The organism is Brucella sp. NBRC 113783, assembly GCF_040372265.1.
GTDB lineage: Bacteria > Pseudomonadota > Alphaproteobacteria > Rhizobiales > Rhizobiaceae > Brucella > Brucella teleogrylli.
Genome location: NZ_BAABRX010000005.1, coordinates 190,848 through 203,755, shown reverse-complemented (window position 1 = coordinate 203,755; position 12,908 = coordinate 190,848). Strand labels below are relative to the sequence as shown.

Genomic DNA, 12,908 nt, shown 5'->3' with positions numbered 1-12,908 from the left:
TCATGACGGAGTTCCGCGCAATCGTGATTGGGGCCGCCGCTGGCGGCGGTCTCCCTCAGTGGAATTGTGGTTGTGAAAACTGCCGTCTGGCGCGATTGGGCCTGCCGGATGGAATTATGCCGCAAACCCAGTCCTCGCTGGCCGTCACATCGGATGGCGACAGCTGGGCGCTGCTCAACGCATCGCCCGACCTGCGACAGCAACTGATCAACACACCCGCCTTGCATCCGCGAGCGTTGCGTGACAGTCCGATCAAGACCGTGCTCCTGACCAATGGCGATATAGATCACATCGCCGGTCTTTTGACGCTGCGGGAAAAGCAGCCGTTCCGGCTGGTGATGACTGCTGCCATTCGCGATATTCTCGCTGCAAATCCGATTTTCAATGCGCTCGATCCGGCTTTCGTAACGCAGGAAATCGTGGCGCTGAATGAGCCCTTCATGCTGGTGCCCGGCATCGAGGCGCGATTGTTTTCCGTGCCCGGAAAAGTGCCGCTCTTCATGGAAAGCGAAAACCCGGACACGGCACTTGAGGGCGAGCAGACGGTTGGGGTCGAACTCATCACGGTCAGGCACCGGATTTATTACATTCCGGGTTGTGCGCTGCTGCGCGACGATCTCAAGGCTCGGATCAGCGGCGCCGAAATTCTTTATTTCGACGGCACGCTTTTCACCGATGACGAGATGATCAAATCCGGCACCGGCATCAAGACCGGTCAACGCATGGGGCATATGTCCATCTCGGGCAACGAGGGCAGCCTGAAAGCGCTCGCCAAGGTGGCCGTGCGACGCAAGATATATGTCCATATCAATAATACGAACCCGGTCTGGCGTGATGGCCCCGAACGGAAGCTGGTCGAGGATAACGGGTTCGAAATCGCCTTTGACGGCAAGGAGATCGCTTTATGAAAGACGCTGCCGACAAGGACACATTCCACGCCCGACTTCTGGCCATCGGTCACGAGCGTTATCACGACAAGCATCCGTTCCACATCCGGCTGCATGGCGGCGAATGCACCATCACGGAAGTGCGCGCCTGGGTAATCAATCGCTATTGCTATCAAAGCAGCATTCCCATGAAGGATGCAGCGTTCCTTTCACGCTGCGAGGATGTCGATATGCGCCGCGCCTGGCGCTCGCGGATCGAAGACCACGACGGCGGCATCCATGAAGGCGGCGGCATCCGGCGCTGGCTCAAGCTGGCCGAAGCCGTTGGCCTTGATCCCAACTATGTGGCGTCCGGCAAGGGCATTCTGGCGGCAACCCGCTTTGCGGTGGGTGCTTATGTCCACTATGTCCGTGACAAGCCGCTGCTGGATGCGGTCGCATCGTCGCTGACAGAACTCTTCGCACCGAAGATCCATAAAGACCGCATTGCGGGTCTGTTGAAGCATTATGCCTTTGCCGATGAAGACGCGCTGTCCTATTTCCGCCAGCGGCTCAACGAAGCGCCGGTCGATGTCGAATATGGTCTTGCCTATGTGCTGGAACATGCCGACACTTTGGAAAAGCAGGATGCTGTGGCCGCTGCCCTGACCTTCAAAACGGATGTGCTGTGGGCGCAGCTTGATGCGCTTTATGCGGCCTATGTGGCCCCCGGCATGATCCCGCCTGGCGCGTGGGATGGCAGGCAAGGCGTGAATGCCGCATGGGACAAGGCTCTGGCAGAAAAGAGGGTTTCCGCATGAGCGAGACAGGCAGCGTCGCCATCAAACCGGCCGATATCGTAACGCTTGCGCGTGGTGTGAGACTGCGCGTCGATGAGGTGCGCGGACAAACCGTGCTTCTGGCGCCAGAGCGCGCCATGGCCCTCGACGATATTGCGATCCTGATCGTCAATGCGCTTGATGGTGTGCGCAGCATCGATGCGATTTGCGATGCTTTTGCATTGGAATTCAATGCGCCACGCGAACAGGTCGGCAGCGATGTGCTGGCCTTCGTTCAGGAACTGGCCAACCGCCGCATGATCGAGGTTCAGACATGAATCTGGCAATTCAGGAAGCAAAGCTGAAACGGCTGGCACCGCCGCCGATAGCTTTGCTTGCCGAATTGACGCATCGCTGCCCCCTTGCCTGCCCCTATTGTTCCAACCCGCTGGAACTGATTGGCGTAAAGCAGGAGCTTTCGACTGAAGAGTGGATAGAGGTCTTTCGTCAGGCCGCCAAAATGGGCGTTTTGCACCTGCACCTTTCCGGTGGAGAACCGGCTACGCGGCGCGATCTTCTTGAGTTGACTGGGGCCGCAGTCAAGCTTGGGCTTTACACGAACCTCATCACCTCGGGCATCGGTCTCACGCAAGCGCGTGTGGACGCACTCGGGCAAGCTGGTCTCGACCATGTGCAACTTTCCATACAAGGCACCGACGCCGCATCGGCTGACCGTATCGGCGGATATAAAGGCGGGTTCGAACGCAAGATGGCCGTCGCGAACTGGGTCACGACGGCGGGCATTCCGCTGACCGTCAATGCCGTCTGCCACAAGCAGAACATGGACCAGCTCGACGCGATGCTGGAGCTTGCGCTAACGCTTGGCGCGCGCCGCATCGAAATTGCAACCGTGCAATTTCACGGCTGGGCGGAGAAAAACAAGGCGGCGCTTTTGCCGACACGCGATCAGGTCGCCAAAGCCAACCAGACCGTCGCTGAAGCGCGCAAGCGTCTCGAAGGCCGACTTGTGATCGACTATGTTCCGGCTGATTATTATTCGTCCTATCCGAAAGCCTGCATGGGCGGTTGGGGCCGGGTTGGCCTCAATGTTACGCCCGACGGGCGCGTGCTGCCGTGCCATGCCGCAGAAACAATCCCGTCGCTTCGCTTCGACAATGTTCGCGATAAGGGACTGGCCGATATCTGGTTTGATGGCGAGGCCTTTAATGCCTATCGCGGCGATGACTGGATGCCCGACCTCTGCCGCAGTTGCGAGCGCAAGGAGATAGACTTCGGCGGCTGCCGCTGTCAGGCGATGGCGCTGGCTGGTGATGCAAGCGCGACCGATCCGGTCTGTGTACGCTCACCGCTGCGCGATACGGTGACGGCCATGGCGCAGGAAAACGCCGCTGCTCCCATCCCGGATAGCTTTATCTATCGCAAGTTCTGACTGCGGAGCGACACACCCACGCTCGTCAGAACCGATTGATCTCAGCTGATTTTGCGCTAACAATCCGTCATCCTTTCCTTTGATGAAATGCTCCCCTTATGGCCGACACCACCACACCCGTTTTCGTCTCCGTTCGCCCTTTTCAACCAACTGATCTGGAAGGCGTATTTTCCGTTATCCTGCCGATCCAGCGGGACGAATATGGCATCGCCATAACCGCCGAGGACCAGCCCGACCTCAATTCCATCGACAGCTTTTATCGGTTAGGCAGCGGGGAGTTCTGGGTTGCGGAACACGATGGGCATGTCGTAGGAACAATCGCGCTCAAGGATATCGGCAACAACGAAGCCGCTCTGCGGAAAATGTTCGTCGCCGCTGCCTATCGGGGTTCCGGGATTGGGACTGCCAGCAAGTTGTTGTCTGCCCTGCTCGCTCATGCCCGGGAAAAAGGCATTCGCCGCATTTATCTTGGAACAACGGATAAGTTTCTCGGCGCACACCGTTTTTATGAAAAGAATGGTTTTACCGTGGTGGAACGGTCTGCCCTGCCAGAGAGTTTTCCTGTCATGGCGGTGGACTCCAAGTTTTATGTAATCGCGCTGTAGGTGCGGTTTCAAAAATTAATCGCCAATAGTGCACGTAAAGTATTCCCGGCAAAAAACTGCAATAGTTCTGTGTGGCATAATGCGCGACAACACTAAGATGGAGCACGCAAAAACACCAATTCAACTGGAATCGTTCTGCAAGCTGCTTTGACACGACGATGCCATGAGGAAGGGAATACAGCCATGGTCAACAATCCGACGACCAATCGTGCTGAAGCGCAGAAGACCGAGCCTCGCACGGCAACAAGGGTGCCCAGAACGCGCGGTCCCAGCCCAGAGAAGACGGCGCGCACCCGCAGGCAGATCATTCGCTCTGCGATGCGTGAGTTTCTGGACAAGGGCTATGCCAATGCGACCATGGCCGGTATCGCCGAACGCGCCAGCCTCGCCAAAGGCACGGCCTACCGCTATTTCGACACCAAGGAAGATCTCTTTGCTGGCATCGTCCGCGATATCGTGACCAACCCGCTCGGTGAGATTGAAAACTTCCCGATCAGGGCGGACGAGCGGGTTTCCGATTATTGCAAACGCACCATGATCCCGGTGATGCGGACCATCGAGGACAAGGGGCGCGCGACTGTGGCGCGGCTTGTGCTCGCCGAAGGACATGCCTTTCCCTATCTCACGGAAGTTTATCGCACCGAGGTCTACGAGCCTTTTCTGGATCGGATACGCTGGCTGATCGACGTGGCTGAAGAACGCGGAGAGCTGAAGGGCACCATCCTGAAAACCTATCCGCATCTGCTGACCGCGCCCGTGTGGATGAGCATCGTCCATAACGGCCTTCTCGGACAGGATAGCCTGATCGACAGCGCAACCATGTTCGAAGCGCAGGTCGACCTTCTGTTCAAGTGACAGACCGAAACGCATTACGAAAAATTAATCCCGATATATCTTGTTTTTCGATATATCGGGATTTATCTTGTGGTCATGACAAACACAAGCAATGGCGATCCGGATCGCCCAAATCATCCGGAACAAGAAGAAACCCGCCATCGTCACGGTCGCCATGGCGATCATCGCGGCGGTCACCGGGGTGGTCCCTTCGGTGGGCATGGCCGTCATCGCGGGGAACATTCCTATGGCGAACATGACGACCATCGGGGCGAACGACGTGGTGGCCGAGGCGGTCACCGTCGTGAGCGGATTTTCGATTATGGCGACCTGCGCCTGCTGGTCCTTACCATGATCGCCGAACGTCCCCGTCATGGATATGAGCTGATCAAGGATATTTCCGAACGGCTGCAAGGCGTTTACACGCCAAGCCCAGGCGTGATCTATCCGACGCTCTCATGGCTGGACGACATGGGCTACACCGTCACCGAACCCGGCGTTTCAGGCAAGAAGCTCAATCGCATCACGGCAGAGGGTGAGGCCTTTCTGGTCGCAAACCGTGCCGCAGCCGATGCGCTTTTGAGCAGAATAAGCAGTTTTGCCGAAAACAACGGCGAGATGCCGCACACCGTCATTCACGCGCTGAAAAGTCTGAAGATGACGGTTCGCCAAAGGCTGCATCGTGGACCGATGGATGCCGCAAGCGCTGAAGCCATCGTCACCGCACTCAACGAAGCTGCCCGCATTGTGGAGGAAAGCTGATGGACACGTCGAATACGGTTGTGGATTCTGAAGCGTCCATCGCGACCGCCCATGCCAGCCGCTATTTGCAGCAATTGGCCAAGCATTTTGCGCATAAGCTGCCGGTCACTTTCGATCCGGCAGCGGGGCAGATCAGCTTCTCCATCGGCGACTGCCGGTTACGGGCCGATGATGCATTTCTGCATATCGCCCTCACCTCGCCCGATCAGCCTTCGCTGACACAGTTGCAGGATGTGGTCGTGCGGCATCTGGTGCGCTTTGCTTTCCGTGAAGAGCTTGTCGTCAACTGGCGCCGGCTTGAACAAGACACCGCAGGCTAAAACCTGCGAGCCGACGCCCGCCTTCCGGCGGCCGCAACCTGTTTAGTTCCAACCGCGATCCCAGTCAGGCTCACCGCGAAAACTCTCCGCTAGATAGTCGACGAGGGTGCGTACCTTGATCGCCAGATGGCGCGCAGGCGGATAGACTGCATGGATGCCAAGCGGCGCGCTTTCAAACTCGCCAAGGAGCCGCTGCACCCGCCCCTCACGGATGGACGGCCCGGCAATGAATGTTGGGACGTGGGCTATGCCCAATCCGGCAAGGGCCGCATCGAGACAGGCTTCGCCATTGGAAAAATGCAACCGGCCTGCAACATTGACCGCCTCACCCTCGCCGCCTTGTGAGGAAGCGAAACGCCAGACATAAGGATCGCGGAAATTCGTATCAATGATGCATCTATGCTGCGTCAGTTCCTGTGGATGAACCGGCGTTCCATGTTCGGCAAGGTAGGAGGGTGCGGCCACCAGAACCACCCGCGCATCGCACAGTTTGCGGGCAATCAGGCTGCTGTCGAGCGGCTTTCCGATCCGAACCCCGATATCGAAACCTTCATCGACCAGACTGACAACCCGATCAGAAAAGCTCACATCAATCTGGATATCTGGAAAAGATTGCGCGAATTGCAGCAATACGGGCGTCAGCCGCAAGGTGCCGAATGACAAGGGAGCCGTCAGCCGGATGCGTCCAGTCGGAGCGCCCGATGCATTGCGCACCGCGGCTTCCAGCGCGTCAAAGTCCTGCAACAGGCCTTTCATGCGCTCATAATAGGCGTACCCCACCTCGGTCGGCGACAAGGCGCGCGTGGTGCGCTTGATAAGCTGGACACCCAGATCGGCTTCCAGCCGTGACACGAGTTTGGACGCCTGACCGCTGCTCGTTCCAAGCCGTTGCGCCGCCGCAGAAAAACTGCCCGTATCCAGCACCGCAACGAACATCCGTTCGCAGTCAAGCCGATCCATCGATTGCTTCCATTTCAGCTATTTTCTTCCGCTTAAGAACAGGAAAATAGCTGAATATGGAAATTATCCAAGCTTCAAAGCAGACCGCAGAAAGGCTGCAGCCATGACGGCTCCGTCGGCTGATATCGTATGGCTGACACCGGGAAAGATGTGGCAGGTGGAATTCACGCCAATCTCGCCAAGGCGCGCATTCACGCTTTCGGATTCGCTTGCCGGAATAACCGGATCGGCGCTGCCGTGCACAAGCATGGCCTGCGTCGCAAGCGTCGGCGTAAACGGTTCTGGCGAAGCCAGCCTGCCAGAAAAGGCAACCACAGCGGCAATGGGCCAGCGACCCGAAACCAGAGCGTCAAGCGACATGATCGCTCCTTGCGAAAAACCGACCAGTGCCACGCGGTCGAGTTTGTCGGCGAAGCCGTGTTCGGAAATGATCCTTGTCAGTGTTTCATCAAAAGGCGCACGCGCCTCAACAATCCGCTGCGGACGGTTGGCCGGGGTGACGCCGCTGACGCTGAACCACTGATGGCCCGAGCCCCCCTGATCGAAGGCAAAAGGCGCATCAGGCGCTGCAAATACGGTGCCGGGCAAGCTATCGGCCCAGAACGTGCCAAGCGAAGCGAGGTCCGCGCCGCGACTGCCGACACCGTGAAGGAAAATTACCAAAGAACGCATTTGTCTGTCATTCGCTTTCAAATTTGGACGGGAGCCAGTCCCGGAAGATCAGGGCCAAGCGGCACGATGCCGGTGGGGTTCAGCGCCTTGATGGAATAATAACCGCGCTTGATATGGTCGATGTTGGCCGTTTCCCGAATGCCGCGAATATCCAAAATGCGCGTCAGCCAGGCGCTGAGCGCCGCATAATCAACCAGCCGACGCAGATTGCACTTGAACAGGCCATGATAGGCCGCATCGAAGCGCACCAGAGTAACGAAGAGGCGGATATCCGTTTCGGTGAACTGTTCCCCGAACAGGAACGGCCCCTTGGCCGAAAGCCTTGCCTCCAGTTCATCAAGCGTGCGGAACACGTCGCGGAAGGCTTCGTCATAGGCGATCTGCGTGGTGGCGAAGCCCGCCCGATAGACGCCGTTGTTCAGGCTCGGATAGATGTGTTCGTTGAGCGCATCGATTTCGCCGCGCAACGGCTCGGGATAAAGGTCGATATCGTTATTGGCGAGATCGCCAAAACCGGTGTTGAACATACGCACGATGTCGGCGGATTCGTTGTTGACGATGGTTTTGGTCTTTTTGTCCCAAAGTACCGGCACGGTGGCGCGTCCCGTATAGTGGGGATCGGCTTTGGTATAGAGCTCATGCATATAGGTTGCGCCATTGAGGCTGTCGCGGTTGGACCCCGGATAGTCACCGAAACGCCAGCCCTGATCCGTCAGCGCAGGCTCTACCACCGAGATCGAAATGAGCTTGTCCAGCCCTTTTAGCTTGCGCGCGATCAGCGTGCGCGAGGCCCATGGGCAGATATAGGCGACATAGAGATGATAGCGGTCGGCTTCCGCCTTGAAACCCGCCTCGCCGGTCGGTCCCGCGCTGCCATCCGGTGTGACCCAGTTGCGGAAACCGGAAATCTGGCGCACGAAGCCGCCCTTCTCATCCTTGGCCTGAACCGGCTGCCAGTCTTCAGTCCATTTTCCGTCTACCAGCATGGCGTCTGTCCTTGATGTTCGCATGAAGTACGAGACGCCGGATAGATGCCTCGTTTCAAACCATTGATTATTGAACCGGATATTGTCAGAGAAAACACCCGCTGATTAGCCGGGTGAAACGAAGCTAATTCCTTCCATTTTGGAAGAAATAATCAGGCTACAATCTGCAATTCCGTACAGATACGGTTACGTCCCAGATCCTTGGCGCGATAAAGCGCGGCATCCGCGCGACGGAAAACCGTCTCAAACCCGGTATCCGCCGCGGTCAGAAAAGCGATACCGGCGCTGGTGGTGGTGCTGAAAGGAGCATGCGTCGTATCGAAAGACGCCGAAGCAAAAGCCTTGCGGATTTTGTCCGCGATCGCCAGAACATTCACATTGGACGTTTGGCGCAGGATGAGCACGAATTCCTCGCCGCCTATGCGCGCAATCAGCGCATCCTGCCCGGCATAGGCACGAATGATGCCTGCGAATTCCAGCAATACGCGATCCCCGACCGTATGGCCGTGACTGTCATTGATCGACTTGAAGGCATCCAGATCGAACACGATAACGGAATCGCCGATGCGCATCACATCGATGGCCAGACTGTCGTAAAGCGCCCGCCGGTTGAGCAACCCTGTCAGGCTGTCCGTGCGCGCTTCGTTCGCATGGCGACGCGCCACACGCGACTGCGTGAAGGTCAGTGATAGCGCCCCGATCCCCGTAATGCCGATGATCGCCATGATGGCATTGAAATCTTCCGCCAGATTGCTCGGCATACTGGTCAGCGTCCATTGCCGGTCAAAGACAATGACGGAACCGCAGAGCAAAAACGATATGGCCGTCAGCAGATAAAGCACCATCATGCCAACAACGGGAACCGGAGCCTCCTCATAGACCGAGACATATTCCCTGGCGGTGATGAACAGCAGAAATGCGGCAATGAAGTTGAAGAGCGCAATGCCGATACCGGCAACGCCCAAGACAATCGGCCCCAGAACAGCGGCAATCGCTATGATCGAAAATGCGACGAGTTGCTTCCTGTTGACCGGATTGCTGGATATCTGCCTTGCGCCGACAAACAGCAAAACGAAGCCCACCGTCATGACGCTGAAAGCAATGACCAGCGACGGAACCAGCGCCAGGAGGCCGGAATAGTTGAGCACGGCGCCCGCGCCGAGCAGGATCATGCCCAGGCAACCCCAGAGCAGGAACCTGTCCATCCGGTTCTGATACCAGACACTCAAAATCGTCAGCGCCACCGCAAGCGAACACAAGCCCGCTGCGAAGAATAGCGTGTTCTGGTCTAGCTCCAAGATTAACTCCGCACCCCTGTAAAGCGCTTGCGATCCGACAGTGCCGGATCGGCGCTCTAACTATTTATTGTCGCGCACATTCTGCCCGAGACCCGTCTTTCGCGGTTTTCGGCGCGTGCTCTCGCCCATATTGAAGCGGGAGTTTAGCGACAGAATGCCAAAGAATCGATACTTACTTATTTAAGTTAAGATCAAATTCTTACTGCCACCGCGCGGCGGGCAGAAATTTTTTACTTCTTGACCCGAACCGAGCCAATAAAAATCAAGCATCCCCCGATGTTTTATCTTCAATCTTTTCAAGGGGTTTCGACTGTTTCCGAATACTCCCCCGCCACAGCGCAAATCGCATCTGGTGTTTGCGGCAAAGCGGCAATCTCGCCCAACGGCACCGGCTTTACCGGCGCGCGCAGACGATAAAAACCGATCTGTTCCGGCGTGCAATTGCGCACTTCGGCCAGAATTTCAGTCACCGTGGAACTGCAAAGACGTCCCTGACATGGCCCCATGCCGCAGCGCACCATGGTCTTGAGCTGGTTGGGACCAACGACATGCGGCGCGGCATCGCGGATTGTTCCCACGGTCACTTCTTCACAGCGACAGACGATCACACCGCGATCCGCTGGGGCGCGAAAGGCCTGCCCCGGCTGATAAAGCGCATCAATGAAACCCCGCCCCCGCCCCAACCGTCGGCCCTGCTTGCGCAGAACATCGATCTTCGGTTGCAAGCCTGCTGCTCGTTCCGGAAAAATATCCTGACAGGCGGCCAGTGCCGCAATGCGCCCGCTCACCTCAGCAAGCAGGGCACCGCCGATACCGCCGCCATCGCCCGCAACATAGATCGCCTCGACCGAGCTTCGACCGTTCTCGCTCAGTTTCGGTTGGAAGCACTTCTGCCCATCGTTCCAGACAAGCGCGCAACCGGACGCATTGGCGAGATTATTGTTCGGAATAACACCCTGATGCAGAAACACACTATCGACGGCAAGCCTGTGTTCCTTGCCATTTGCCGTAAAAACGATGGCCTCGGCCCTCTCCTCTCCAGAAATGGCGATGCTCGTAACCCCGGAAAAGACAGGCACCGATTTTCGCACTTTCAAGAGCAGCGAAAGCCCCTTCAATCCATAAGGCGAGGTGAGGAACGACAGAAAATGCGGCATGGCTTTTCGGCAGTTTTCCGCCGGTGTCGTATCGAGCAAGGCAGCGATCTTGCCACCAGCTTTCAAAAGCTGCTCTGCGAACAGGTAGAGCAGCGGCCCTGTTCCCGCCAGCACGACGCGCCCTTCTGGAATGAGCCCGGCAGCCTTCAATGCAATCTGCGCCGCACCAACGGTCATCACGCCCGGCAATGTCCAGCCTTTGACGGGCATCGGGCGTTCCATCGCTCCGGTCGCAAAGACAACGCGGCGCGCATGAACGATCCCGCTTTTGCCGCCTGCCGACACCCGCAGTTCAACGCCGGTTCCGTTCGGTTCTTCCCGCTGTTCGACGCTCCAGACAAGCGCCTGCGGCACATAGGTTGTTTCGCTTGCCAGAAAAGCTTTCAGAACATCCTTGCCGTGCCAATAGTCTTTGCCGAGAAAGGGTCGGCGCTCAGGTCTATTCTGCTCAATGCCACGATAAATCTGCCCGCCCGCTGCCGGATTTTCGTCGAACAGCACCACCTTTGCGCCGATTGCGCTCGCTTCGGCAGCAGCAGCCATGCCTGCCGCGCCTGCACCAATGATGGCGAGGTCGTACAACATATCGAGCGCGTGAATGTCGGAAATTGTCCTAAACATTATCACTCCCCTCCACAGCGCGAGCGCCACTTTGGGATGAAATGACCATTCCGTCAGACACTTGTGTCATGCAGGCCTGCCGGTTCTGCACGCCATCGATGGTAACAAGGCACTCGAAACAGACGCCCATCAGGCAATAGGCGGCGCGTGGTTGATCGCCCACGACACTGTTTCTAAGCTTGGTTATGCCCTCGCCAAGCAAGGCGGCGGCGACCGTTACATGTGCAGACACGGTCAGCGGGCGCGCATCGAAGGTAATCGACACGGTTTCGTTCGGAATGTCGGTTTTACGAAACATGGAACCTCCGCCCGGAGAATGCATCATCCGCCAGATGCTTTGCATCGGTTGCGATTTGCTGCGCAATCGTAATGGCGTGATTGGCTGCCAGCGTTACGCCGGAATGGCACATGACCACGTAAGCGCCGGGATGGCTCGCGGACTGCTCATAGATCGGCAAGCCATCCGGTGTCTTGACGCGAAACCCGGCCCAGCTTCGCACGACATTGACCTCCGCCAGATGCGGAAAGGCCCGCACAGCCCGGTTGGCGAGAACCGCGCTGATATCCTGATTGGTGGCAATCCGGTCCGTATGCGTCTCCTGACTATCGCCGATCATGACACCGCCCTCATCGGTCTGGCGCAGCGTCGCCGCCGTATAGGGAAAGAATGGCGCACATTTTTCCGTCACCAGAATCTGCCCTTTGCTGCGCACCACCGGCGTATGCAAGCCGACACCTTGAGCCAGGACGGGGTTGCCATTGCCAGCCGCAAGGACAACGCGCTCGGTGAAAACTTCGCCCCAAGTGCCACGCAGCAGAAACCCGCCGTCTTGCGGAGTAACCGAGGTCACTTCGCTGTGCGGCTGATAGGAAGCGCCGAGCTTCAACATGCCTTCATGCAAAGCATGAAACAGACGCAGTGAATTCACGTCGCCATCCATGGGGGAATAGATCGAGCCGATAACATCACGACCAATTGACGGCAGCATTTTTGCCGTTCCGCTGTGGTCGAGCACGACATGCTCCGGCGCGTCATGGCCCAGTTCACGTGCAACGGCCTCTACATCGCCCGTGTACATTTCAAGCTCTCGCTCGTCGTAGCAGAAAATGAAGGCGCCCTTCTGTTTCAAGGCGACATCGATGCCGGTTACTTCACGCAGATCATCTGCCAATGTCGGCCACAGCCGCGCCGATTGCATCGTCCAACGCGCATAATGTGGAGCGCCGACACCCTTTCCCTGCACCCAGATGAGCGCGAAATTGGCACGTGATGCGCGCAACGAAAGGTCTTCACCATCAAGAAGCAGCGGGCGTATGCCAGAGCGGAGTAGCCCCCAGGCAATGGCCGAGCCCACCAGCCCTGCTCCGACGATAACAATGTTCTGATCCGGCAATCTGCGCATTCGACTGTTCAATCGCATCATTTCATATATGCCGCGGTTCACTGAAAGGCACGATCAGGAAAACACCAGCAGGATTTCACGCAGACGTTTGACAGTGTGATACCGCGCAGTCAAATTCCAAATGGAAGCAGGCAATCATAAGTTACGCGAAACGCTCCGTACACGCAGGATCATGATAATAGCTATTGAAAATTA

Annotated in this window: 15 protein-coding genes; 8 read left to right on the top strand and 7 right to left on the bottom strand. The window is 57.4% G+C overall.

All coding sequences use genetic code 11. The annotated features are described in order from the left end of the window. Positions 1-2 precede the first annotated feature (2 nt). From pqqB to ABWW11_RS16990, 8 genes are all read left to right on the top strand, one after another. Positions 3-908 carry a pyrroloquinoline quinone biosynthesis protein PqqB gene (gene pqqB, locus ABWW11_RS17025; RefSeq protein WP_121538271.1) on the top strand — a complete coding sequence of 302 codons (906 nt, stop codon included), beginning with the start codon at positions 3-5 and terminating at the stop codon, positions 906-908. Beyond that, a complete protein-coding gene (pqqC, locus tag ABWW11_RS17020; RefSeq protein ID WP_109367266.1) occupies positions 905-1,687 on the top strand; it encodes a pyrroloquinoline-quinone synthase PqqC in 783 nt (260 codons plus the stop codon). The genes pqqB and pqqC overlap by 4 nt, the downstream gene beginning before the upstream one ends. Then, on the top strand, positions 1,684-1,983 hold the full coding sequence (pqqD, locus tag ABWW11_RS17015) for a pyrroloquinoline quinone biosynthesis peptide chaperone PqqD (protein WP_109367265.1): 300 nt from the start codon (positions 1,684-1,686) through the stop codon (positions 1,981-1,983). Before pqqC ends, pqqD begins: the two co-directional genes overlap by 4 nt. Next, positions 1,980-3,095 carry a pyrroloquinoline quinone biosynthesis protein PqqE gene (pqqE, locus tag ABWW11_RS17010; protein WP_109367264.1) on the top strand — a complete coding sequence of 372 codons (1,116 nt, stop codon included), beginning with the start codon at positions 1,980-1,982 and terminating at the stop codon, positions 3,093-3,095. The genes pqqD and pqqE overlap by 4 nt, the downstream gene beginning before the upstream one ends. 98 nt (positions 3,096-3,193) lie before the next feature. Then, positions 3,194-3,700 (top strand): GNAT family N-acetyltransferase, encoded by a 507-nt coding sequence (locus ABWW11_RS17005; protein WP_109367263.1) that lies wholly within the window; start codon positions 3,194-3,196, stop codon positions 3,698-3,700. Positions 3,701-3,883: 183 nt separating this feature from the next. Next, the gene (locus ABWW11_RS17000; RefSeq protein ID WP_109367262.1) at positions 3,884-4,555 is read left to right on the top strand and encodes a TetR/AcrR family transcriptional regulator; all 672 of its coding nucleotides are present in this window, start codon (positions 3,884-3,886) and stop codon (positions 4,553-4,555) included. A 75-nt stretch (positions 4,556-4,630) separates the two neighbouring features. Further along, positions 4,631-5,296 carry a PadR family transcriptional regulator gene (locus tag ABWW11_RS16995; protein WP_121538269.1) on the top strand — a complete coding sequence of 222 codons (666 nt, stop codon included), beginning with the start codon at positions 4,631-4,633 and terminating at the stop codon, positions 5,294-5,296. Next, positions 5,296-5,616, top strand: a complete 321-nt coding sequence (locus ABWW11_RS16990) for a DUF2218 domain-containing protein (protein WP_109367260.1) — start codon at positions 5,296-5,298, stop codon at positions 5,614-5,616. Before ABWW11_RS16995 ends, ABWW11_RS16990 begins: the two co-directional genes overlap by 1 nt. Positions 5,617-5,658: 42 nt before the next feature. Here the strand turns inward: ABWW11_RS16990 and ABWW11_RS16985 are convergent, their stop codons facing one another. The 7 genes from ABWW11_RS16985 to ABWW11_RS16955 form a co-directional block, all read right to left on the bottom strand. Continuing rightward, entirely contained in the window at positions 5,659-6,576 is a 918-nt protein-coding gene (locus ABWW11_RS16985) for a LysR family transcriptional regulator (RefSeq protein ID WP_109367259.1), read from the bottom strand. Between the two features lie 63 nt (positions 6,577-6,639). Further along, positions 6,640-7,269: an alpha/beta hydrolase gene (locus tag ABWW11_RS16980; RefSeq protein ID WP_319080899.1), complete on the bottom strand. Its 630-nt coding sequence runs from the start codon at positions 7,267-7,269 to the stop codon at positions 6,640-6,642. Further along, entirely contained in the window at positions 7,266-8,234 is a 969-nt protein-coding gene (locus tag ABWW11_RS16975) for a glutathione S-transferase family protein (RefSeq protein ID WP_109367257.1), read from the bottom strand. The genes ABWW11_RS16980 and ABWW11_RS16975 overlap by 4 nt, the downstream gene beginning before the upstream one ends. Positions 8,235-8,386: 152 nt before the next feature. Then, entirely contained in the window at positions 8,387-9,532 is a 1,146-nt protein-coding gene (locus ABWW11_RS16970) for a GGDEF domain-containing protein (protein ID WP_109367256.1), read from the bottom strand. Positions 9,533-9,828: 296 nt separating this feature from the next. After that, the gene (locus ABWW11_RS16965; protein WP_109367255.1) at positions 9,829-11,310 is read right to left on the bottom strand and encodes an FAD/NAD(P)-dependent oxidoreductase; all 1,482 of its coding nucleotides are present in this window, start codon (positions 11,308-11,310) and stop codon (positions 9,829-9,831) included. After that, positions 11,303-11,608: a (2Fe-2S)-binding protein gene (locus ABWW11_RS16960; RefSeq protein ID WP_109367254.1), complete on the bottom strand. Its 306-nt coding sequence runs from the start codon at positions 11,606-11,608 to the stop codon at positions 11,303-11,305. Before ABWW11_RS16960 ends, ABWW11_RS16965 begins: the two co-directional genes overlap by 8 nt. After that, positions 11,598-12,713 carry an NAD(P)/FAD-dependent oxidoreductase gene (locus tag ABWW11_RS16955; RefSeq protein WP_109367253.1) on the bottom strand — a complete coding sequence of 372 codons (1,116 nt, stop codon included), beginning with the start codon at positions 12,711-12,713 and terminating at the stop codon, positions 11,598-11,600. The genes ABWW11_RS16960 and ABWW11_RS16955 overlap by 11 nt, the downstream gene beginning before the upstream one ends. Positions 12,714-12,908 lie beyond the last annotated feature (195 nt).